Source organism: Ruegeria sp. BE3, assembly GCF_056538865.1.
In genome coordinates this window covers 16120-39453 of the sequence record NZ_JBQFTW010000012.1, presented here as the reverse complement: position 1 = coordinate 39453, position 23334 = coordinate 16120, and the positions used below count along the sequence as shown (strand labels likewise).

18 protein-coding genes, 1 tRNA gene and 1 pseudogene are annotated in these 23334 nt (G+C 55.9%); 15 read left to right on the top strand and 5 right to left on the bottom strand.

Annotated features, from left to right (window positions below; translation table 11 throughout):
• The first annotated feature begins 8 nt into the window (after nucleotides 1–8).
• From ACR0AZ_RS19365 to ACR0AZ_RS19340, 6 genes are all read left to right on the top strand, one after another.
• Nucleotides 9–815, top strand: coding sequence for a class I SAM-dependent methyltransferase (locus tag ACR0AZ_RS19365; protein ID WP_480471255.1), 807 nt, complete (start codon nucleotides 9–11; stop codon nucleotides 813–815).
• Between the two features lies 1 nt (nucleotide 816).
• On the top strand, nucleotides 817–2595 hold the full coding sequence (locus ACR0AZ_RS19360; RefSeq protein WP_480668089.1) for an FkbM family methyltransferase: 1779 nt from the start codon (nucleotides 817–819) through the stop codon (nucleotides 2593–2595).
• A gap of 436 nt (nucleotides 2596–3031) precedes the next feature.
• Entirely contained in the window at nucleotides 3032–4378 is a 1347-nt protein-coding gene (locus ACR0AZ_RS19355) for an HAD hydrolase-like protein (protein ID WP_480471253.1), read from the top strand.
• A 242-nt stretch (nucleotides 4379–4620) separates the two neighbouring features.
• Entirely contained in the window at nucleotides 4621–5799 is a 1179-nt protein-coding gene (locus ACR0AZ_RS19350; RefSeq protein ID WP_480471252.1) for an aminotransferase class III-fold pyridoxal phosphate-dependent enzyme, read from the top strand.
• A 352-nt stretch (nucleotides 5800–6151) separates the two neighbouring features.
• Nucleotides 6152–6997: a helix-turn-helix domain-containing protein gene (locus ACR0AZ_RS19345; protein WP_480668088.1), complete on the top strand. Its 846-nt coding sequence runs from the start codon at nucleotides 6152–6154 to the stop codon at nucleotides 6995–6997.
• The gene (locus tag ACR0AZ_RS19340) at nucleotides 6960–7172 is read left to right on the top strand and encodes a helix-turn-helix domain-containing protein (RefSeq protein WP_480668087.1); all 213 of its coding nucleotides are present in this window, start codon (nucleotides 6960–6962) and stop codon (nucleotides 7170–7172) included. Before ACR0AZ_RS19345 ends, ACR0AZ_RS19340 begins: the two co-directional genes overlap by 38 nt.
• A 97-nt stretch (nucleotides 7173–7269) precedes the next feature.
• Here ACR0AZ_RS19340 and ACR0AZ_RS19335 read toward each other — a convergent pair.
• Together ACR0AZ_RS19335 and ACR0AZ_RS19330 are read right to left on the bottom strand one after the other, a co-directional pair.
• Nucleotides 7270–7479, bottom strand: a pseudogene (locus tag ACR0AZ_RS19335) (transposase); the annotation flags it as partial.
• Between the two features lie 224 nt (nucleotides 7480–7703).
• Nucleotides 7704–7790, bottom strand: a tRNA-Leu gene (locus ACR0AZ_RS19330).
• 198 nt (nucleotides 7791–7988) lie between these two features.
• Between ACR0AZ_RS19330 and ACR0AZ_RS19325 the strand changes: the two genes are divergently transcribed.
• Entirely contained in the window at nucleotides 7989–8972 is a 984-nt protein-coding gene (locus tag ACR0AZ_RS19325) for a complex I NDUFA9 subunit family protein (RefSeq protein WP_480668086.1), read from the top strand.
• Here the strand turns inward: ACR0AZ_RS19325 and ACR0AZ_RS19320 are convergent, their stop codons facing one another.
• Nucleotides 8973–9776, bottom strand: coding sequence for an undecaprenyl-diphosphate phosphatase (locus ACR0AZ_RS19320; protein WP_480668085.1), 804 nt, complete (start codon nucleotides 9774–9776; stop codon nucleotides 8973–8975).
• Nucleotides 9777–10005: 229 nt separating this feature from the next.
• On the opposite strand from ACR0AZ_RS19320, the gene ACR0AZ_RS19315 reads away from it, so the two are divergent.
• From ACR0AZ_RS19315 to ACR0AZ_RS19280, 8 genes are all read left to right on the top strand, one after another.
• Complete coding sequence (locus ACR0AZ_RS19315; protein ID WP_480668084.1) at nucleotides 10006–11439, top strand: NAD(P)-dependent oxidoreductase; 1434 nt, start codon at nucleotides 10006–10008, stop codon at nucleotides 11437–11439.
• Between the two features lie 29 nt (nucleotides 11440–11468).
• Nucleotides 11469–11903, top strand: a complete 435-nt coding sequence (locus tag ACR0AZ_RS19310) for a GFA family protein (protein ID WP_480668083.1) — start codon at nucleotides 11469–11471, stop codon at nucleotides 11901–11903.
• Nucleotides 11900–16432 carry a glutamate synthase large subunit gene (gltB, locus tag ACR0AZ_RS19305; RefSeq protein WP_480668082.1) on the top strand — a complete coding sequence of 1511 codons (4533 nt, stop codon included), beginning with the start codon at nucleotides 11900–11902 and terminating at the stop codon, nucleotides 16430–16432. Before ACR0AZ_RS19310 ends, gltB begins: the two co-directional genes overlap by 4 nt.
• Nucleotides 16433–16616: 184 nt before the next feature.
• A complete protein-coding gene (locus tag ACR0AZ_RS19300) occupies nucleotides 16617–17567 on the top strand; it encodes a Hint domain-containing protein (RefSeq protein WP_480668081.1) in 951 nt (316 codons plus the stop codon).
• Between the two features lie 38 nt (nucleotides 17568–17605).
• Nucleotides 17606–18346, top strand: a complete 741-nt coding sequence (gene mtgA / locus ACR0AZ_RS19295; RefSeq protein WP_480471244.1) for a monofunctional biosynthetic peptidoglycan transglycosylase — start codon at nucleotides 17606–17608, stop codon at nucleotides 18344–18346.
• A gap of 60 nt (nucleotides 18347–18406) precedes the next feature.
• On the top strand, nucleotides 18407–19072 hold the full coding sequence (gene fzlA / locus ACR0AZ_RS19290; protein WP_480471243.1) for an FtsZ-binding protein FzlA: 666 nt from the start codon (nucleotides 18407–18409) through the stop codon (nucleotides 19070–19072).
• Between the two features lie 56 nt (nucleotides 19073–19128).
• Nucleotides 19129–20166 (top strand): tRNA epoxyqueuosine(34) reductase QueG, encoded by a 1038-nt coding sequence (queG, locus tag ACR0AZ_RS19285; protein WP_480471242.1) that lies wholly within the window; start codon nucleotides 19129–19131, stop codon nucleotides 20164–20166.
• Nucleotides 20167–20228: 62 nt separating this feature from the next.
• Nucleotides 20229–22232 (top strand): hydantoinase/oxoprolinase family protein, encoded by a 2004-nt coding sequence (locus ACR0AZ_RS19280; protein ID WP_480471934.1) that lies wholly within the window; start codon nucleotides 20229–20231, stop codon nucleotides 22230–22232.
• A 24-nt stretch (nucleotides 22233–22256) separates the two neighbouring features.
• Here the strand turns inward: ACR0AZ_RS19280 and msrA are convergent, their stop codons facing one another.
• A complete protein-coding gene (msrA, locus tag ACR0AZ_RS19275; RefSeq protein ID WP_480471241.1) occupies nucleotides 22257–22769 on the bottom strand; it encodes a peptide-methionine (S)-S-oxide reductase MsrA in 513 nt (170 codons plus the stop codon).
• On the bottom strand, nucleotides 22769–23215 hold the full coding sequence (gene msrB, locus ACR0AZ_RS19270; protein ID WP_480668080.1) for a peptide-methionine (R)-S-oxide reductase MsrB: 447 nt from the start codon (nucleotides 23213–23215) through the stop codon (nucleotides 22769–22771). The genes msrA and msrB overlap by 1 nt, the downstream gene beginning before the upstream one ends.
• Between the last annotated feature and the right edge of the window lie 119 nt (nucleotides 23216–23334).

Here is a 23334-nt window from a genome sequence, read left to right as displayed (position 1 = left end):
ACCTGGTAATGGTTGCACCGAATACGCTGACGAATGACGATTTCAAACTCAAAGGACAGGTCGGCAGGCGCGGCACCCGCACCCTTATTAACGTGCAGGAGATTGCGGCCAAAGACGGCTCCTACCGGTATCTGGAGATCGGCTCGTATCTGGGGAAATCCTTGCAACCACATGTCATGGATGACGACTGTATCGAAGCGCTGTCGATCGACCTGCGCCCCGAAATGACCCCGGATGCGCGGGGGGCATTAGATCAGTACAAGCATGTGACGACCCAGGATATGCTGGATGGCCTTCGGCAATATGCAAACGACAGCCAGATGCAGAAACTGTCAACACGCGAGACGACGTCCGCATCGTTGCGCTCGGACCCGCCCGAGGCCCGGTTTGATCTTGCGTTCATTGACGGCGAACACACGATCGCGGCAGCCTTTACGGACTTTTTGAACGTGCTGACCGTGATGAAAGAGAAATGCATCGTGGTCTTTGACGATACGCACATCATCTATCCGGCGGTCCAGAACGCTACGAGCTATCTGGAGAGCCTGGGTGCTGAGCATGCGGTGGTTTTTGGCGGTGGATACATCTCCGCGATCTTTATCGGCCCAGATACTGGAGTTCGGGCGACCATGCTAAAGGACAGCAACCGGATACCACTTGAGGTGTTGGAGGCGAAATATGACGAAGTACTTGCAGATAGCTACGTAAAACGCAGCATGACGCGGTTACTGCGGCAGCAACCAGATCTGCGTAGCAAAGCTATCAGATGCCTGCGCAATTTAGGATACCGGATTTCGTCTCCGGACGGAGAATGACATGTCAGATGGCAATTCCATGCCTGCAAAGTTGGCGGAAACAGATTCAAGCTTTAACTATGCAGAGACGATTGAGGTTCAGGGGCTTCGCATCCCATTTGTACCTCAGGTCATAACACCGAAGATCGAGCGCCCTATGCGAAACAATCGCTATGAAAAGGGCGAATGCGAGGCGGTCAGAAAACTCTTGAGTTCTGGCGATCGGGTACTGGAGTTGGGTGCTGGCGTTGGTCTGATTTCCGGGGTGGCAGCTCAGGTGCCCGGTGTTGAAAAAGTTGTTGCGTTAGAAGCCAATCCTGAACTCATCGGGTTGATTGAAGAAACCCACCGCATCAACGACATTGCAAATGTCGATATTCGCAACGGAGTTGTCTGCGCGAAGAGCAGTCAAGCCATGGACTTCTATTTACGAAAGGATTTCTGGGCCGCTAGCGTGGAGCCGGACTCTCGGCCTTTCACGCGGGTCGTATCTGTTCCAGGTTATGGCATTGACGAGCTGTTGAAGGAAGTACGTCCGACCGTCATCATCGCTGACATAGAGGGTGCCGAGCTCGATCTATTCAACAACACGTCGCTTCAAGGCGTGAACACGGTCATCCTTGAGCTACATCCAAAAGTTTATGGCGAAGCGGGACAGGATCGCGTGTTCGCCAGGTTTAATGCGCTCGGTTTTGAAGTGAACCAAGATTACCTCAAAGGTTCGGTTTGGGTTTTGGAGCGATCCACAGATCGCTTGCAACCTGCGAGAGCGGCACTCCCTGATCCAACGCACAATCTGGAAGACCCGACGGTCACCATCATCACCTGTATGAAGAATGAGGGGCCTTTCATCCTCGAATGGCTGGCGTTTCACAAATCAATCGGCATCAGTAATTTTGTCGTTTTCTCAAATCACTGCACGGATGGCACGGATCTTCTGCTGGACCGACTGGATGAGTTGGGTGAAATCATTCACTTGCCCAATCCGGCTGTTGTGATGCAGTCGACTTACTACCAGCCTGTTGCGATTAAGTATGCGCGACAAATGCCTGTTGTCAGACGGTCTGACTACGTCATCTCGATGGACGTGGATGAATTCGTCAACATCCGGGTTGGTGACGGTCATTTTACCGATCTGTTAAGGGCGGCGGGCCCCTTTCATGCTCTGTCCATGAGCGAGCTGAATTTCACATCAAGCGGGCATAAGGCATATCACGATGTATGGTTGACTGAGGAATATAAGGTTCACGATAATCCGACGCCAGGTCCCTGGAAGGCGCGCCGAGGTGTTAAGACGATCCTGCACGGATTAGCTGCGTTCGAACGTCCATCGAACCACCGCCCTTTGATACACCCGGGATCCGAAAATGATCTTGTATGGTTAGATGGTTCAGGCCGTCCAGCACCGTTTGAGTTCGTCACCGATGAAAAGCAGAAAAGCTATGATTGCAGGGGGGCCTATGATCTGGTGACGCTCAATCACCATGGATTACGCTCGGTAGACTCGTATCTGATCAAGATGGATCGGGGCGATGTTGTGAACAAAAACCGCAGAGTAAATAACAAATACTATCGTGTTCGGATGCGAGGCGGGTCATCAGAAAACTGGATCGCCCATCAGCTGCCAGCTGCACGGGCAGCAGAGGCTGAGTTGCTGCAGGACACAGAAACCAAGCGTTTGCATAAGCTGTGCGTCGCCCGTCACAAGGCACGGATCGCCGAAATCGCGGACCAGCCAGACGTACGCGAGTTGAGGGAATGGATAGAGGCCAAGTATTTCTCGCCTCAAACGGAAGACTAACGGCAAATACTAGGCAAGTTTTACTGCAGCGCGCGAAATGCCATTCCAATATCCGCTGTCATTCACCCAGGACTGGGAAGCGATGGAGGGCTGCGTGGGTGCTTGAGGCACTACCAGGCAATGCCTCACTCCCGATACAACCATCGTTTTTTTGTGACATGTACCTGCGGTTGATTGATCACTGGCCCACTACAAATATGACTAACCCATACGCAAATATTGAAGCCCTTAATGAATAGAAGGTGCAGCAACTGGATAGTTAGCAATTGGTTCTGCTGTAGCATCGAATCTGGGTTCGATATTCGCCTGTGCTGATGGAAGTGCGGCGCATCCTCACAGGACAAATTACTGGGGTTGCGAGTTAGTCTGGAAGTGGATAGTTCTCGGGCGCGTTTTCCAACAACGAATATCTGCTAATACACTCAAATTGGTATTCATGAATATGATCAAAGTTTCTGCTCTTGTGCCTCTAAAACTTCAGTCGAGGAGATTGCCAAACAAGAATTTTCTGCGTTTGGGCGATCACCCGCTTGCATACCACATTTTCAGAACGCTCGTGGAGTTGGAGAGTGTTGGAGACGTTTTTAGCTACTCAAGCCAACCTCAAGTAATGAAGCTGCTTCCTGCAGGCGCGAGATTTCTTGCTCGACCACCTTATCTGGATGGGGATGGAGTAAAGGCAAATGAGCTGTTTCGGTATGCCGTTGAGCGTATAGATGCTGATGTAATTGTCTTATGTCATGCGACTTCGCCGTTCATACGCAGCGAAACACTGCGAGACGCAATTGAGAAGGTGACGTCTGGAGAGTACCGCTCGGCAGCGGCGGTCGAGAAGTTACAAACCTATTGCTGGTTTGATGGTGAGCCGATTAACTACAATCCGGAGATGATCGCTCAAACTCAGAGTCTTACACCGGTGTTCGCAGAAACAAGCGGTGCCTATGTTTTTTGGAAAGAAGATTATCTCGCTCACAACACGAGAATAAACGCTCCGGTGTATTTGGCGGAAGTTGATCATCGTGAGGCCGTGGATATTGATGAGCTTTCAGATTTTAATCTTGCGGTTAAGTTGCTGGATTACACAGCCGAAAGTGTCAGTTCGACCCAGGACCACTTCTTTGTGAATTTGATGAATTCACAAGCAAGGAATAGAAACGTTGAGCTGGTAGCGTTTGACTTGGATGGTGTCTTGATCGATTCAGTGCCCGCAATGGAACTGTCTTGGGACGCTACAATGCGTGATGTGGGGTTGTCAGTACCGTTCTCTTCCTATGCACAGTTTATCGGATATCCGTTTAAGGCGATCCTGGAGCACTTGCAGATTGATGACGCCCATCATGATGAAATCGCTCGCCTTTACAATTTGTATTCGCTTGAAAATCAGCATCATATTCGGGTGTACGATGGGGTCGAAGACGGGCTAAAGCAGCTTGCTTCATATGGATTGAAGCTGGCTGTTGCAACCTCGAAGAACCGCGAGCGAACCACGGCAATACTTGATGCACTATTGCCTGACATCGCATTCGATTGCTTAACCACGCCTGACGATGTCAAAGCAGGCCGCGGAAAACCTTCCCCCGATCAACTCTTGAAGTGTGCCTTGACTACCAGTTCTGATCCATCGCGTTCGGTTTACATCGGGGATATGGAAGTCGACAAACAAGCTGCCGTAAGAGCAGGGTTTCACTTCGTACATGCCGGTTGGGGGTATGGAAGTATCGAGAATACTGAAGACGTCTGGTTCGCAAATATAACCGACTTCACCAGATACATCATTACATGATCTCCAGTCGCAAACTAACCAGACTTTTTTTCGCGATTAAAGGCTTAAAACCATGAGCGGGCCGGGCGTACGCGCAAGCCCGCCCCAAGATAAGAGTTAAGACTTTAATCGAACAAACAGGACTGAACTAGGCGGACTGTCAGCGTTTCCCTTTGAGATCATGTTTGGGAGCTCAAAGATCGGGGCGTTTTGGAACCCGATGCTACAGATCCCCAAAGCGCTCTTATGGTCGGACTGAGATTGTGGATGCGATCACTCAGCAAGCGCGCATGCTGCCTTATGCAAACCCGTTTCGCAATACGACGACTCCTCCGGCGGCGGAACTCACCGCAAAGCTGGCCGAGCTTGCTCCTGGCGATCTGAATCATGTTCTGTTTTCTAGCGGTGGGTCTACGTCTAACGACGCGGCCCTGCGAGTGATCCAGCTCTACTTCAACAGCATCGGCAAGCCCAATAAGAAGCAAATTCTTGCCCGCCATAGCGGCTATCACGGCAGCACAACGGTTTCGGCCGCGCTCTGCGGTATCCCATATAACAAGATCGGTTTTGACCTTCCTGAAGTGGGGGTTCATTACTTGTCGGCGCCTTACGCCTATCGAGATGCTGATGGTTTGTCGGACGCAGAGTTCTGCGACAAGCTGGTTGAGGAATTCCGGGCAAAAGTGGAAGAGGTCGGAGCGGAAAACATCTCATGCTTCTTCGCTGAACCAATTATGGGCATGGCCGGTGTGCTGCTTCCGCCTTCTGGTTACTTCAAACGGATTTCCAAGATCTGTAAAGATAACGATATTCTCATTCTGGCAGATGAGGTTGTGACGGCATTCGGCCGATTGGGGCATATGTTCGCGTCGCAGGCAATGTTTGAGATGGATCCCGATATTGTCGTGGTGGCGAAGGGCCTGACATCCGGCTATCTGCCGCTTGGTGCCACCATCTTGAGTGACAAGATCATGGAAGCCCTTAGAACGCCGATCGAAAAAGGCTCGATGTTCACACATGGGTTTACTTATGCGGAACACCCGGTCTGTTGTGCCGCCGCTTTGAAGAACATCGAAATCATGGAGCGTGAAAATCTGTGCGACCGTGTACTAGAATACGCGCCCTACTTCATGGGCAAGCTGAAAGCGCTTTCGGACCTGCCGATTGTGGGGGACGTGCGTGGCGAAGGTTTCATGGTCGCGATTGAAAATGTCGCGGACAAACAGAGTAAAGCTCTGTTTGATGCTGAAATTGATATCGGCGAACGCATCGCTGTCAATTGCCGTGAGATGGGGCTGATCATTCGACCGGCCGGTCACCTGAACATCCTGTCTCCACCCTTGACCATGTCCTATGAGAACATTGATTGCTTGGCCGATACGTTGCGTAAGGGCATCGAGAAAACACAGGATGAATTGGTGCGCGAAGGCTTGTTGAAGTGAGCACAGGCTAAGATCTCAGGATGTGCCCGTCGCATTTCTTCGTAGGGAATGTGGCGGCACCTTCGTCATTCGCCTTATCTCTTCGCTGATTGTTTGCTCAGGGCCGCGTGCAGCACGAGGCCTACAGCAAGATATGTCTGTCCGCGCGATGTGCGCGGCGCAGAGAACTGGTAAGACGCTGATGATTTAATCGTTTGCTTGCTAAATTTAACTTGTAGCGATGCAGATATTTAATGAACGGCCAAAAAACGCGAATGGCAGAGGCGAGAAGGGCTTTTATATGCGTTGACGAAGGAAGGAATAATGCTGATCGACCGTGCCTTCCTGTCGGCGCATAAAATGGGGAGAAAAGATGGCTAAACTGGATCACAATGAATTCGCGCGATCGCGCGAGGTTATGCTGTATGTTCTTCCTGATTTCATTGTTACAGAACTGGCGGCAATTCTGGATATTCTGCAATGTGCAAATTCGGTTTCAGGCAAGGAGTTGTATACATGGAATATCGTTTCAAACTCAGAAGGCGCCATAGAATCGACCGCCGGGATTGAAGTTAAAGCCAGCGACTTCCGGACCGTGAGCAAACCGCCAGACATTATGGTTTTCCTCGACGGAAAAGAATGCAAAAAACATGCATTGGAGCTAAAAACAGCGGTAAACTGGGTTAGGCAACGGTCATCCGAAATGGTGATATTATCCGATGCCGTAACGTCTGTTTCGAGCACCGGTTTTTTTGGTCATAAGCCGGTTACAGCACATTGGAAAGAACTAGCCGCAGTTGACTTTGAGCTTCACCCAAGCGTTTTGGATGATGCAATATTTTCTGAGTCTGAGCGAATGCTCACATCCGGTGGTTATATCGCTACTTTTGATGTCATGTTATATATTATCGACAAACATTTGGGTCGCTCGTTTGCTGCTCATGTTGCGGATATTTTAATCAAGGGTGAAATTAGAGAGCAATGCACAAAACAAAGGAGATCATTACAGGACCGGTTAGGTGTTGATGATGTGAGAGTTTTAAAAGCGGTCAAAATCATGAAGAATTACAGCTATCCAGATTACAGCACATCAGAAATCGCAAAAGAGCTGAATATGAGTGCCCGTCACGTAGAGCGGTTATTCAAAAAATATTTCGATCAGAGTCGTATGAAATTTTTTTATGGGACTAAAGCTGGAAAAAGCAAAGTCGATGGTTGAACAAACCAGTATTCCGATTTCTGAAGTTGCACACATCTGTGGATTTTCCAGCCTGTCAACGTTCAACCGATCCTTCCGAAGGAAATTCTCTGTAACTCCTTCTAGCATCCGACGTGCGCAGCTTAGTGAGTTGAAATCATCGCTCAATAGGTGGGAAAGGTCGAACATACATTGACGATTGGCTCAGGCTCAAGGCCATTGGTTTCCGAGCGTGTACGTGAGTCGCAGTTCGGAAACGGGTGGGGATGTGTCATCAGATTTAGGCTCAGTACTCATAGCCGGGAAATGACGAGAGCGGCAAGAACGATGGCAGACAGGAGCACTTTTGGGAACCTGTCGTATCGGATGGCAACACGCCTTCAATCCGTGAGTCTGCCGAACATGATCTCAATCTGGTTGCGGCGCCTGTACTTGCGCTTGTTGTGCTTCACTGGTGTTTAGCGCTGTTTGTGATCAGGGATGCACGCATGTATCCCTCGCTCCATGAAACGGCTCATTGTGGCGTCTGACAGCGGTTTTCCCTAGCTGACGGAAACAGGGCATACGACTGCGAAAGCGCCATACCCCAAGGATTGCATTCCGTTCGATACACTTAGGTATGATCAGAATCGCTCCTGCTTCAAAAATGACTAGAGGCACTGCGTCACCTTTACGAGGCGCGAGTTCTATCTAATCCATTGAAAATTATGTGCTTAAAGGGAAGAAATGGTGCCCAGGAGAGGACTCGAACCTCCACGTCCATACGGACACTAGCACCTGAAGCTAGCGCGTCTACCAATTCCGCCACCTGGGCAGGTGTCGTGGAGGGGCGTTTAAGCTGACTGGCGGGGGGCGTCAACCAGATTCGCGTCAGTTTTGTGAAGTTTTTTGTAACGCCCCCGTTAGATCGGTCAGGACCTCCGATTTTCGCAGACACGCGGCGTTATTGCGCCTTGTTCGCCGCGCGCTTGGGCGCTAGATCAAAACAGACCCAGACAGCAGGAGCGCCATCATGTCCAAACTGGTCACGATTTACGGTGGATCGGGCTTTGTCGGCCGCTATATCGCGCGCCGGATGGCCTCAGAAGGCTGGCGCGTGCGTGTGGCCGTTCGGCGACCCAATGAGGCGATGTTCGTAAAGCCATACGGTGCCGTTGGTCAGGTTGAACCCATCTTGTGCAACATTCGTGATGATGCCTCGGTCGCTGCAGCGATGCATGGGGTCGATGCTGTGGTCAATTGCGTGGGGGTTCTGAACGAACTGGGGCAAAACGCATTCGACGCTGTTCAGGCAGATGGGGCCGAGCGCATTGCCCGACTGGCTGCGGCTCAGGGCATTGAGCGGGTGGTGCACATTTCCGCGATTGGTGCAGATGTAGACTCGGACAGCGCGTATTCGCGCACCAAAGCTCAGGGTGAGGCAGCGGTGCTACAGCATATGCCGAACGCTGTCATTCTGCGTCCGTCTGTGATCTTCGGTACCGAGGATCAGTTCTTCAACCGCTTTGCCGGAATGACTCGGTTGAGCCCGTTCCTGCCGCTGGTGGGTGCAGAGGCGCAGTTTCAGCCGGTCTATGTGGATGACGTGGCACAGGCCGCGGTTCAGGGTGTTCTGGGCAAGGCCCAGCCGGGGGTTTACGAACTGGGCGGGCCTGAGACCAAGACCTTCCGTGCCCTGATGCAGCAGATGCTGGGCGTGATTCATCGCCGTCGCGTCATTCTGAGCGTACCATTCCTGGCCGCGAAGGTTATGGCCGGGGTACTGGATATAATGAAATTCGTTAGTTTCCAGCTGTTCCCGAACAACATCCTGACCCGCGATCAGTTGAAGAACCTGCGGCGCGACAATGTCGTGTCGGAAGGCGCGAAAGGATTTGCTGAGTTGGGGATCGAGCCCACTACGCTCGAGTCGGTGCTGCCAGACTACCTGTGGAAGTTCCGCCCGTCGGGTCAATATGACGACATTCAGAATTCGGCCAAAAACCTGCGGATCTGATCAGCTGTAAGCGATCACAAGCAAGACCGCACCCAGAATGACCCGGTATATCACGTAGGGTGTAAAGCTGACGCTGCGCAGCAGTCGCATCATCAAGCTGAGCGCCAACAGGGCCGATGCAAAGGCAAAGACTGCCGCGATCGCTCCGTCCTTGGCCAGTTGCATATTGGCTTGCTGGATCAAATCAAAAGACAACAGCACGCCCGAGGCTAGAATGGTCGGGATCGACATCAGCATCGCAATCCGGGCACCATCTTCGCGGGTGTAACCAAGTTTGCGTGCGCCGGTAATGGTGATGCCCGAGCGTGACGTCCCCGGGATCAGTGCTAACATCTGCCAGACACCCATGATGAGTGCATCGCGTAAGTTCCAGTCGTCTGCTTGTTTGGTCTGTGCGCCCTTCTGATCCATCCAGTAAAGCAGCAGCCCGAAGCCCAGCATCGTCCAGCCGATTACGGCAATCGACCGTAGAGCTTGTTCGAGGCCGGTCATGTAAATGATTGCACCCGCGATCACGGTCGGGATCGTGGCGATGATCAAACCCAGTGCCAGACGCGCCTCTGGCCGGTCGGTGCGACCCTGCAGCGCCTCAGGAAGGCCGGACAGCGCTTTTCTTACATCGCTCCAGAAATACAAAACGACCGCACCCAGCGTTCCCACATGGACTGCGACGTCAATCGCAAGCCCTTGGTCGTCGATCCCTGTGAGGCTGGGCAGCAGAATCAGATGTCCCGATGATGACACGGGCAGAAACTCGGTGACGCCCTGAATAATCGCCACGAGAATCAGGTGGAAAAGGCTCATCTGCTCGACCCTGCGCTATGGTCATATTGTTATGACCAATGGGTATAAGTGTGGTGCGCGAAAGGAAAGTGTTCAAATAGGTCCGAATCGGAACTAAAATCAGGAATAATTTCGCGTCCAAAGCCGAATTTCCCTGAATATTTGATAAATAAGTCAGCAATATTGACTTTTAATCTGACTGTTCATCTTTTAAAGAGGCGTGACCTAGCCAATTCATGGAGTCTGACCCGTGGCCAAGCAACCGATGCTGAAATTTGTGCAGATCGATCGCGTCATGCCTGAAAAGCGTGCTGCAAATGACCGCAAGGAAGACTTTGATGAAATCTATGCCGAGTACGCGGCCGAGAAAGCAGCTGAGCAGGCCAGCCGCTGCAGCCAATGCGGTGTGCCCTATTGTCAGTCGCACTGCCCGTTGCACAACAATATCCCCGATTGGCTGAATCTGACAGCAACAGGGCGCCTTGAAGAGGCTTATCAGACCAGCCAGGCCACCAATACCTTCCCCGAGATTTGCGGACGTATCTGCCCGCAGGACCGCCTGTGCGAGGGGAATTGTGTGATCGAGCAATCCGGCCACGGCACGGTCACGATCGGCTCGATCGAGAAATACATCACCGACACCGCGTGGGACCAAGGCTGGGTGAAACCAGTCGCACCGGGCGCTGAGCGCAGCGAGAGTGTTGGTATCATTGGCGGCGGACCAGGTGGCCTTGCGGCTGCGGATATGCTGCGCCGTGCGGGCATTCAGGTGACCGTCTATGACCGCTATGACCGCGCGGGCGGTTTGCTGATGTATGGCATCCCCGGCTTCAAGCTGGAAAAAGACATTGTGCAACGGCGCAATGACCTGCTGGCCGATGGCGGCGTCGCGTTCGAATTGAACTGCGACGTGGATGCCGCCAAGTTTGCTGAGATCCGCGCCAAGCATGACGCGGTGATCATTGCCACCGGCGTTTACAAATCCCGCGATTTGTCCATGCCGGGCAGCGGTCTGGCCGGGATCGAGAAAGCCATCGACTTTCTGACCGCCTCGAACCGTAAGAGCTTCGGAGATGAGGTTGAAGACTTCGACAATGGCCGCTTGAATGCCGAGGGCAAAAAAGTTGTCGTGATCGGTGGCGGTGACACCGCGATGGATTGTGTGCGCACATCGATCCGTCAGGGCGCGACCTCGGTCAAATGCCTTTATCGCCGCGACCGTGCCAACATGCCGGGCTCGCAGCGTGAAACGCAGAATGCCGAGGAAGAAGGCGTAGTCTTCGAATGGCTGAGCGCGCCCAAAGGGTTCACCGGCGACGACACGGTTTCAGGCGTGATGGTGCAGAAGATGCGCTTGGGTCAGCCCGATGCGTCGGGACGCCAGGCCCCCGAGGTGATCGAAGGCGCGGATTATGTCGAAGAGGCCGATCTGGTGATCAAGGCACTGGGGTTCGAGCCCGAAGACCTGCCAACCCTGTTCGGTCAATCTGACCTGCCGGTGACCCGCTGGGGTACCGTCAAAGCGGCCTTCCAGACTGGTGAGACCGAGATGGACGGTGTCTATGCCATCGGTGACATCGTGCGCGGTGCCTCTTTGGTCGTATGGGCGATACGCGATGGTCGTGACTGCGCCGAGGCCATTATCGACCGGTTTAACAGCAAGGCTGCAGTCGCAGCCGAGTAACCCCAAGCCCAGCGACAGGAGGGACAGCAATGCCCGAATTGCAAGGCCAATGCATGTGCGGCGCGGTCACCGTGACCGCCACTCCGGCGAAGGACACGCTGGGGGCCTGCCATTGCGACCAGTGCCGCCGCTGGACAAGTTCGATGCTGGTGACGTTTCCGGCCGAGCCCGGCTATGCTGCTTTGGGCCCGGTCAAAACCTTCACCTCGTCGGAATGGGCCGAGCGTACCTTTTGCGCCGATTGTGGCTCGGCGCTCTGGTACCGGATCACACTGCCGGGCGAGATGCACGGCCAGACACAGATGGCGGCGGGCCTGTTTGATGACACAGGCTACGCGCTGAAACTTGAACTTTATATCGACAAAAAGCCCGAGGGCTATGCGTTCGCAGGCGAGCGCCGGCAGATGACCAAAGCTGAGGTCGAAGCCATGTATGCCCAACCGGAAGAAGGAGACAGCCAATGACCAAATATGATGCCGATTGGGTGCGGGCCGAGGAAGCCAAGCGTCAGTGGATGGCCGAAAACGGTCTCTATTCCGAGGAAGAAGAGCATTCCTCTTGCGGTGTAGGTCTTGTTGTATCCGTTGACGGCAAGCCGTCGCGCAAGGTTGTCGACGCTGGGATCGATGCGCTCAAGGCGGTCTGGCATCGCGGTGCCGTCGATGCCGATGGCAGAACCGGCGATGGTGCGGGTATCCACGTACAGATCCCGGTGCCCTTTTTCTATGACCAGATCCGCCGCACGGGCCATGAGCCCAACATGGATCAGTTGATCGCGGTTGGTCAGGTCTTTCTACCGCGCACCGATTTTGGGGCGCAGGAGCAATGCCGGACTATCGTAGAAACTGAAGTTCTGCGCATGGGCTACTACATCTACGGCTGGCGTCATGTGCCTGTCGATGTCACCTGCCTGGGTGACAAGGCTAACGCAACCCGTCCTGAGATCGAGCAGATCCTGATCTCGAACTCCAAAGGCGTAGACGAAGAGACGTTCGAGCGTGAGCTGTATGTCATCCGTCGCCGCATCGAGAAGGCAGCGATGGCTGCGGGTATTTCCGGTCTGTATCTGGCGTCGTTGTCCTGTCGCTCGATCATTTACAAAGGTATGATGCTGGCCGAGCAGGTCGCGGTTTTCTACCCCGACCTGATGGATAAACGGTTCGAATCCGCCTTTGCGATCTATCACCAGCGCTATTCGACCAACACCTTCCCGCAATGGTGGCTGGCGCAGCCGTTCCGCATGCTGGCCCATAATGGTGAGATCAATACGCTCAAGGGTAACGTCAACTGGATGAAGAGCCATGAGATCCGCATGGCCAGTGGAACCTTTGGCGACTATGCCGAAGACATCAAGCCGATCATCGCCGGTGGATCATCAGATTCGGCCGCATTAGACTCGGTTTTTGAGGTTCTGGTACGCGCGGGCCGCTCGGCCCCGATGGCGAAAACCATGTTGGTTCCGGAAAGCTGGTCCAAGCAGGCGGTGGAACTGCCGCAGGCCTGGCGCGACATGTATTCCTACTGCAACTCGGTGATGGAGCCGTGGGATGGTCCTGCCGCTCTGGCCATGACCGATGGTCGCTGGGTCTGCGCCGGTCTGGACCGGAACGGTCTGCGCCCGATGCGCTATGTGGTCACCGGCGATGGTCTGGTGATTGCCGGGTCCGAGGCCGGGATGGTCCCGATTGATGAGGCCTCGGTGGCCGAAAAGGGCGCTCTGGGTCCGGGTCAGATGCTGGCCGTGGATATGAAGAAGGGCAAGCTCTTCCGCGACAAGCAGATCAAAGACAAGCTGGCGCGGGCGCTGCCGTTCGGAGAATGGGTCAGCAAGATCAACGACGTGGATGCCACGTTGGGCAGTGCGAGCGAAAAACCTCTGTTTTCGGGCGAAGAGCTGCGCAAGCGTCAAATCGCTGCCGGCTACTCAGTTGAAGAGCTGGAACAGATTCTTGCGCCAATGGCCGAAGATGGCAAAGAGGCGCTGGCGTCGATGGGGGATGACACACCCTCGGCCGTGCTGTCGAAGCAGTATCGCCCGCTCAGCCACTTCTTCCGGCAGAATTTTAGCCAGGTCACCAACCCACCGATCGACAGCTTGCGCGAATATCGCGTCATGTCGTTGAAGACACGGTTCGGCAACCTGAAGAACGTGCTTGACGAGGACAGCAGTCAAACCGAGATCGTGGTTCTGGAAAGCCCCTTTGTAGGCAATGCGCAATGGGAGTTGCTGGTTGGGCAGTTCAATGCCCCTCTGGCCGAGATTGACTGCAGCTTTACCCCGGGCGAGGGGCAGTTGGACGTGGCCCTTAGCCGTATCCGTGCCGAGGCGGAGGAGGCCGTGCGCTCGGGCGCTGGGCATCTGGTGCTAACGGATCATCATTCGGGGCCGGACAAGGTGGCGATGCCGATGATTCTGGCCACCAGCGCGGTGCACAGTCACCTGACTCGGCAAGGTCTGCGAACGTTCTGCTCGCTCAACGTACGGTCGGCTGAATGCGTCGATCCACACTATTTCGCGGTGCTGATTGGTTGTGGTGCGACCGTCGTGAACGCCTATCTGGCCGAGGATTCTTTGGCGGACCGGATCGATCGGGGACTGCTGGACGGCACCCTGACCGAAAACGTGGCGCGGTATCGCGAGGCGATTGATCAGGGTCTGCTCAAGATCATGGCAAAGATGGGCATTTCCGTCGTGTCCTCGTATCGCGGCGGTCTGAATTTCGAAGCAGTCGGTCTGAGCCGCGCCATGGTGGCCGAGTATTTCCCCGGTATGACGAGCCGGATTTCAGGCATTGGTATCCATGGCATTCGCGTCAAGGCCGAGGCGATACATGCCAAGGGTTGGACCAATGGCTTGGATGTGCTGCCCATCGGTGGTTTCTACAAGGCGCGCAAATCAGGTGAGACCCACGCGTGGGAAGCGACCTCAATGCATATGATGCAAATGGCCTGTAATAGAGCCTCATATGAGCTGTGGAAGCAGTATTCGGCAAAGATGCAGTCGAATCCGCCGATCCACCTACGCGATCTGATGGATTTCAAACCGCTGGGCAAGCCGGTGCCGATTGAAGAGGTGGAATCGATCACTTCGATCCGTAAACGCTTTGTCACGCCGGGCATGTCGCTGGGCGCGCTGAGCCCTGAGGCGCACAAGACGCTGAACGTGGCGATGAACCGGATTGGTGCGAAATCCGACTCAGGCGAGGGCGGAGAAGACCCGGCGCATTTCGTGCCGGAACCCAATGGCGACAATCCCTCGGCCAAGATCAAACAGGTAGCCTCGGGTCGGTTCGGTGTAACCGCCGAGTATCTGAACCAGTGTGAAGAGTTGGAGATCAAGGTCGCCCAAGGTGCGAAACCCGGTGAGGGTGGCCAGCTGCCGGGCATGAAGGTCACCGACCTGATCGCACGTCTGCGTCATTCGACCAAGGGCGTTACGCTGATCTCACCGCCGCCACACCACGACATCTACTCGATCGAGGATCTGGCGCAGCTGATCTATGACCTGAAGCAGATCAACCCGCGCTGCAAGGTGACGGTGAAACTGGTGGCGTCCTCGGGCGTTGGCACGATTGCTGCCGGTGTGGCCAAGGCGAAGGCGGATATCATCCTGATTTCGGGCCACAATGGTGGTACCGGCGCGTCGCCCGCGACCAGCATCAAGTATGCTGGCCTTCCGTGGGAGATGGGCCTGACCGAGGCGCATCAGGTTCTGGCTATGAACAACCTGCGCGACCGCGTCACCCTGCGGACCGATGGTGGCCTACGGACCGGTCGTGACATCGTCATGGCTGCGATGATGGGGGCCGAGGAATACGGCATCGGCACCGCCGCACTGATTGCGATGGGCTGTATCATGGTACGTCAGTGCCAGTCGAACACCTGCCCTGTCGGTGTCTGTACGCAGGACGAAGACCTGCGGGCCAAGTTCACCGGCAATGCGGATAAGGTCGTAAACCTGATCACCTTCTACGCGCAGGAGGTGCGCGAGCTGTTGGCAAGCCTGGGTGCGCGTTCGATTGATGAGATCATCGGCCGGGCCGATCTGCTGGCTCAGGTCAGCCGTGGCTCGGCGCATCTGGACGATCTGGACCTGAACCCGCTGCTGATCACTGTCGATGGGGCGCATGACATCGTTTACAACCGCGACAAGGATCGGAATGCGGTGCCGGATACTCTGGACGCCGAGATTGTGCGTGACGCCGCCCGGTTCCTGAAAGACGGTGAGAAGATGCAGCTTTCTTATGCTGTACAGAATACGCATCGGACCGTGGGTACGCGGGTTTCCAGCCATATCGTGCAGAATTTCGGTATGCGGAACACGTTCCAGGATGACCACCTGCATGTGAAACTGCAGGGCTCAGCCGGGCAGTCTTTGGGGGCCTTTGCGGCTCCAGGCCTCAAGCTGGAGGTCTCGGGTGATGCCAACGACTATGTTGGCAAGGGTCTGTCAGGCGGCATGATCGTCGTGCGCCCACCGCAGGTTAGCCCGCTGAAGGCGGATGACAACACCATCATCGGCAACACCGTCCTCTACGGTGCCACCGACGGCTATCTGTTCGCAGCAGGCCGTGCTGGTGAGCGCTTTGCGGTGCGAAACTCGGGCGCGAAGGTGGTGATCGAAGGCTGTGGCTCGAACGGATGTGAATACATGACCGGCGGTGTGGCCGTGATCCTGGGCGATATTGGTGCCAATTTCGGAGCGGGCATGACCGGGGGCATGGCCTATCTGTACGACCCGGACGGTAAAGCCGAAGCCCTGATGAACAAGGAGACCCTGGTCACCTGCCCAGTAACGGTCGACCACTGGGAAGATCAGCTGAAATCGTTGATCGAGCACCACGCTGCAGAAACCTATAGCCGCAAAGCCGCAGATCTGCTTCAGCACTGGGATGTCGAAAAGGCACACTTCCTGCAGGTTTGCCCGAAAGAGATGTTGAACAAGCTCAGCCATCCATTGACCTCGGAAGTGGCAGCCATGCCGGCAGAATAGGCTTTGATGCGGGCAGAAACTTAACCTTGCGTGTTTGAAAAGACACGCAAGGCCCTCATTTGCGTATGCATAATGCGCCGATTCTTGCCCGCATTGGCGAAAAACACCTAGCTTTGGACATAGTTTGTTCTGGAATTGCGGGCATTCTGCGTTCCGACAGATATGAGTGAAGTGGAGTTGTTACATGCCCACTAGTTATACAGATCAGTTCTTTTTGCTCGACCCGGCAAACCCCGGGGCGAATGGCACGGTGGTGGGCTCCACTCTGACTGTGCAAAGTTTCGAGATCATCGACCAGAATGACAATGATCTGATCAACCGGCTGAATGGCGACTCGGTGGATGGGGTGGATATTACCGCCTCGTATTTCAACGATATGGTGACAATCGAGCTGCCAGATGGAACTCAGGTCACTTATACCGGCGTCACCTTCTATCTGGCCGATGGACGAGAGGTATTCACGCCAACCGATGGATCGGTACTCCAGCAGGGTACATTTGTATCCTCGTCTGTGACCGATTTCAGCGACAACGGCGGCTCCTTTGGTTCGGTCGACATCAACAATGGTGATCTTGGCCCGCCCTGTTTCACACCAGGCACTTTGATCGACACTCCCGATGGACCGCGTTTGATTGAAGATCTCGAACCCGGTGATCTGGTGACAACCGCCGACAGCGGTCCAAAACCTCTTCTTTGGGTGGGACGCACGGTCGTGGAAGCCGATGGAAAATTCGCTCCGATCCGCTTCAAGGCCGGTTTGTTCGGGCTGACGAGTCCGCTGCTGGTGTCACCGCAGCACCGGATGCTGATCGATGATTGGCGCGCGCCCTATCTTTTTGGCCATGCCGAGGTGTTGATCGCTGCCCATTGTCTGGTGAACGGGACCACTGTGACCCGTGTTGAAGGCGGAAAGGTGGAATATATCCACCTGCTGTTCCGGCGTCATGAGATCATATTTGCCAACGGCGCCAAGAGCGAAAGCTATTATCCCGCCCATGCGGTCTCGCAATCAGAACGTGACACGCAAGCCGAAGTCCTTGCATTATTCCCCGAGTTGCAAGCCCGTGGGGCGGTTGCGGCCAAGACCGCACGCCCGGTGATCCGACCGCGCGATGCGCGCCTGATGGCGAAATAATCCGTTTCAAATACGCTGGTCGCGGCGTATAGCAGGGCATGGCAAAAAAAGCAGGCCGCAAGACAGGCGGTAAGAAAAAGCAGGCGACTAAGACAAACAGTATATCAGGCGCGATCGTGTGGATCCGGCGCTGGGCTTTGCGCGCCGTTCTGGCCATGTCGGTGGTTTTTGCGGCTTTGGTGCTGCTCTATTCGGTCGTGAATCCGCCCGTCACACACACCATCTGGTCCGAATGGCGGCGGCTGGGCAAGATCGAGCGTGAATGGGTGCCGATCGATGAGATCGCGCCTGTCATGGCACGGTCGGTCGTCGCGGCCGAAGACGCCAACTTCTGCCTGCATTGGGGGTTTGACGTTGAAGCGATCAGAGACGCGTTAGAAGACGGCGGCAATCGCGGGGCCTCAACAATCACGCAACAAGTGGTGAAGAACGTGTTCCTGTGGCAGGGACGTAGCTGGGTGCGCAAGGCACTGGAGACCTCGATGACTCCGGTCGTTGAGCTGATCTGGAGCAAGCAGCGCATCCTTGAAGTTTATCTGAATGTCGCTGAAACCGGACAGGGTGTCTTTGGCGTCGAGGCAGCCGCACAGAAATACTATGGCGTCAGCGCCGACAAGATGTCCCCCGTGCAGGCGGCGCGGCTGGCAGCGATCCTGCCGTCTCCACGCAACCGCTCGGTGACGGACCCGTCGGTCCGAACCCGGCGACGCGCGGCTTCGATCCTTGATGGAGCGGCCACCATCCGCGCAGATGGACGCGCCGATTGTTTCGAGGATTGAAACCTCGCCCCCTCAACGGCTAAAGCTTGAGGCGTATTCTACTGGTTCGAATGGAAGTCCATGGCGCGTCTGTTTCACGTTCCCCTCTCACCCTATTGCCGCAAAGTTCGCCTGTCTCTGGCCGAAAAGAAGATCGAGGTTGAGCTGGTCGAAGAACGATACTGGGAGCAGGACCCGGATTTCCTGCGTCGCAATCCGGCGGGGAAAATTCCGGTGCTGCGGCTCGACGGTCAGATCATGGCCGAGAGTGCGGCGATCTGTGAATATATCGAAGAGACCCGCCCCGAGCCGCCTCTGATGCCCAAGAAACCCGAAGCGCGGTATGAAGTGCGGCGTTTGGTGGGATGGTTTGATGACAAGTTCCATCACGAGGTCACTTCAAAACTGCTTTATGAGCGGGTGAACAAGAAGGTGACGGGGCAGGGCTATCCGGACAGCAAGAACGTCAAGGAGGGGGCGCGGGCGATCAAGTACCATCTGGATTACATGGCCTGGCTGCTGGACCATCGCCGCTGGCTGGCCGGGGATCAGATGACATTGGCCGATTTTGCCGCTGCGGCGCATTTGTCGGCGTTGGATTATATTTCGGACGTGGACTGGAACCGGAGTTCCGCGGTGAAGGATTGGTACGCCAAGATCAAGTCCCGTCCGGCTTTCCGTTCGATTCTGGCGGATCAGGTTCCGGGATTCCGGCCGCCTCCGCATTACGCTGATTTGGATTTCTGATATTCAGGATAGGACCGGGGCTGTCTGTCCCTGGCCCCGAAGGTATTTTTGGCCAGATGAAGAGCGGATCGGAGCTGAAGGAGCGGTTGGTGGAGCAAGCCCTGTCTGAGGGGTTTGTCGCTTGTCGAGTGTGTCGTCCATGGGATGTACCACAGGTACCTGAGCGGTTGGCTGCTTTTCTGGAGGCCGGGTATCATGGGCAGATGGGCTGGATGGCCGAGCGTAGTCATTGGCGCGGCGATCCATCTGTGCTGTGGCCAGAGGCGCGGTCGGTGATCATGCTGGCTGAGAGTTATACGCCCGCTCATGATCCGACTGAGGTGTTGGCGCATCCTGAGCTGGGCGCGATCTCGGTCTATGCACAAAACAAGGATTATCATGATCTGGTCAAGAAACGCCTGAAGCGCCTGGCGCGTTGGTTGATTGCCGAAGCAGGCGGCGAGGTTAAGGTCTTTGTGGATACCGCGCCGGTGCCAGAGAAAGCACTGGGGCAGGCTGCCGGGTTGGGCTGGCAGGGCAAGCATACGAATCTAGTCAGTCAGGATTGGGGGAATTGGGCCTTTTTAGGGTCTGTTTTCACCACATTGGATTTGCCCGTGGATGGCGCTGAGGTTGATCACTGCGGATCGTGCCGGGCCTGTTTGACAGCCTGTCCAACTGATGCCTTCCCGGCGCCCTATCAGTTGGATGCGCGCCGTTGTATCTCGTATCTGACCATCGAGCATAAGGGCCCGGTAGATGAGGATTTACGGGCGCTGTTGGGGAATCGGATATATGGCTGTGATGATTGTCTGGCCGCGTGCCCCTGGAACAAGTTTGCGGTCGCGGCGAGCGACTTTCGCTATGCGGCGCGTGAAGATTTGAACGCGCCACCGCTGGCGGAACTGGCGATGCTGGACGATGCGGCGTTTCGGGCGAAGTTCTCGGGGTCGCCAATCAAACGGATTGGGCGGGATCGGTTTGTGCGGAACGTGCTTTACGCGATCGGAAATTCCTCTCAACCCGCGTTGAGGCATATTGCCCAAGGACTGACCGATGATCCCGATCCAACCGTGGCTGACGCTGCGCGCTGGGCGGTGTCTCAGTTGTCGTAAACGGGCTGGACGCGCCGCAGGAAAACGCTACACCCGATTCTGGCGAACAGATGGAGGACCCGATGGCGCTGGCTTTGGGGGTAGACACGGGCGGAACCTATACGGACGCAGTGCTGATCCGGGATGAGAGCGAGGTGATTGCCTCGGCCAAATCCCTGACCACGCGGGCGGATCTGGCCATTGGCGTTGGTCGGGCGGTTTCTGCGGTGCTTGAGACGGCTGGGGTTGCGCCCGATCAGATCGGCATGGCGTCGTTATCGACCACATTGGCCACAAATGCTCTGGTCGAGGGGCAGGGTGGACGCGTAGCACTGATCTATGTCGGGTTCCGGGAAAGCGATCTGGAAAAGCACGGGCTGCGCGATGCATTGAAAGGTGACCCAGCTTTGGTTCTGGCTGGTGGACACAATCATGCAGGTGGTCAGGCTGCGGAATTGGACATTCCGGCGTTAGAGGCTTTTTTAGATTCACATACGGGCATCTCTGGCTATGCGGTCGCGGCGCAGTTCGCCACCAGAAATCCGGCGCATGAACTGGAGGTCGCACGCGTAATTTCTGAGCGTACGGGTGTTCCCGTGACATGCTCTCACCATCTGTCGGCCAAGTTGAACGGACCGAAGCGGGCGGTGACGGCTGTGCTGAATGCGCGGTTGATCGGCATGATCGACCGGCTGATCGGACGGGCGCAGGATCAACTGCGTGCACAGGGCATTACTGCTCCGATGATGGTTGTGCGCGGGGATGGTGCGCTGATGAGCGCCGAGCAAGCGCGGGAGCGACCGATTGAGACGATTCTGAGCGGCCCCGCGGCCTCGATTGTAGGCGCGCGCTGGTTGACCGAGGCTGAGAATGCACTGGTGTCAGATATCGGAGGCACCACAACCGATGTGGCGCTGATCCGGGATGGGAAACCAGCCATCGACCCTGCTGGCGCGCAGGTGGGCGGTTTTCGGACCATGGTCGAGGCGGTGGCGATGCGCACCCATGGTCTTGGTGGTGACAGTCAGGTGCATGTGGTGACCGAGGGCCTGGGCGGTGGTGTCTTCCTTGGGCCGCGCCGGGTGCTGCCAGTGTCGCTGATCGCATCCGAGGCTCCGGATGTGGTGCATGCTGCACTGGATGAGCAGCTACGGACCACGACGGTAGGCGAGCACGACACTCGGTTTGCCCGCCGGGTGCCGGGCATTCCCGCCGAAGGAGTGGGGCCGCGCGAATCCGTATTGCTGGACCGCCTGGGGAATGATGTCGTGCCCCTCGGCAATCTGTTGCAGACACGTATGGAGCATGGGGCTCTGAACCGTTTGGTGGATCGCGGAATAGTGCAGGTTTCGGGCGTCACGCCATCGGATGCCAGCCATGTTCTGGGACGGCTTGAGGATTGGGATCGCTCGGCTGCGCTCAAGGCGTTGGAACTGGTTGCGCGCAAGCGTGTTGGGTCGGGAGATCGCCTGGAACTATCGGCTGAAGCATTGGCGCAGATCATTGTAGATCAACTGACAGAACAGACCGCTTTGACCTTGTTAGAGACTGCTTTTGCCGAAGAAAGCGATGGACTCGGATTGCCAGCTAAAGATCTGGCGCGGCATGTGCTGACGCAGCGCGGGTTGGCAAAGCATCGTGGGCTAGTGGCGCTGGATACGGCGTTGAATGTGGATGTGGTGGGTCTTGGGGCCTCGGCCCCCAGTTATTATCCAGCGGTCGGAGAGCGGCTGCATTGCAAGATGGTGCTACCCGAACATGCCGGTGTTGCAAATGCTATCGGTGCGGTTGTCGGGCGCTTGACTCTGCGGCGGACCGGGTCCGTTACATCTCCGGCTGAAGGCCGCTATCGGGTGCATCTGGAAGAAGGGCCGCAGGATTTCTCGGACTCGAATACTGCCCTGAAGTTGCTTGAAGACGTGTTGCGCGGTGAGGCTGAAGGCGCGGTGCGCGAAGCGGGCGCTGAAGATATCCGCGTGAGCGTCGAACGCGACATCCGTACCGCCAAGATCGAGGCGCAGGAGGTGTTCGTCGAAGCGCTGATTACCGTCGAAGCCAGTGGAAGACCTCGGGTGGCGGTCGGGTAGCCCCGCGCGGGGCTACCGGAGTCCTTACTCTGCTGCGCTGGATCGCTTTGGCAGTACCCAATCCGGGCGTGGGAAATGGCAGGTATAGCCGTTGGGGATACGCTCCAGGTAATCCTGATGCTCGGGCTCGGCCTCCCAGAAATCACCAACCGGTTCGACCTCGGTCACGACCTTGCCGGGCCAGATGCCGCTGGCATTCACATCGGCAATCGTGTCTTCGGCCACCTGTTTCTGTGCATCATCCACGTAATAAATGGCCGAGCGATAGCTCATCCCGCGGTCATTGCCCTGACGGTTAGGCGTGGTGGGATCGTGAATCTGGAAGAAGAACTCCAGCAGATCGCGATAGGTAATCCGGGTCGGGTCGAACCAGATCTCAATTCCCTCGGCATGGGTGCCATGGTTGCGATAGGTGGCGTTGGGCACATCACCACCGGTATAGCCGACGCGGGTGCGGGACACGCCCGGCAGTTTGCGGATAAGGTCCTGCATGCCCCAAAAGCAGCCTCCGGCCAGAACGGCGCGTTGATCGGTCATCAGATTTCCTCCACATGGATTAGGAATTCGCCGTACCCTTCGGCCTCCATCTCGTCGCGATGGATGAACCGCAGCGAGGCGGAATTGATGCAATACCGTAGCCCACCATGTTCGCGAGGGCCATCGGGGAACACGTGGCCCAGATGGCTGTCCCCATGTTTCGAGCGTACTTCGGTCCGGATCATGCCCAAGGTGCGGTCTTCCAATTCTTCGACATGTTCATGGACGATGGGCTTGGTGAAGCTTGGCCAGCCACAACCGGATTCGTACTTATGGGTGGACGCAAACAAAGGCTCACCCGAGACGATATCCACATAGATACCCGGTTCCTTGTTGTTCAACAGTTTGCCGGTGCCCGGGCGCTCGGTCCCGCTGCGCTGGGTCACATGAAACTCTTCCGGTGACAGGGCGGCGATGGCCTGGGGGTCCTTGGTATAGCGGGACATGGCTCCTCCGGTATTTTGTTAGTGGTGTACTATTTGGGCACATCCGCGGGAAAATCAAAATCATATTTCAGTCTGCTCGCGGGTCTGTGCAGATGATCCAAACCGCCGCAGATCGCGTA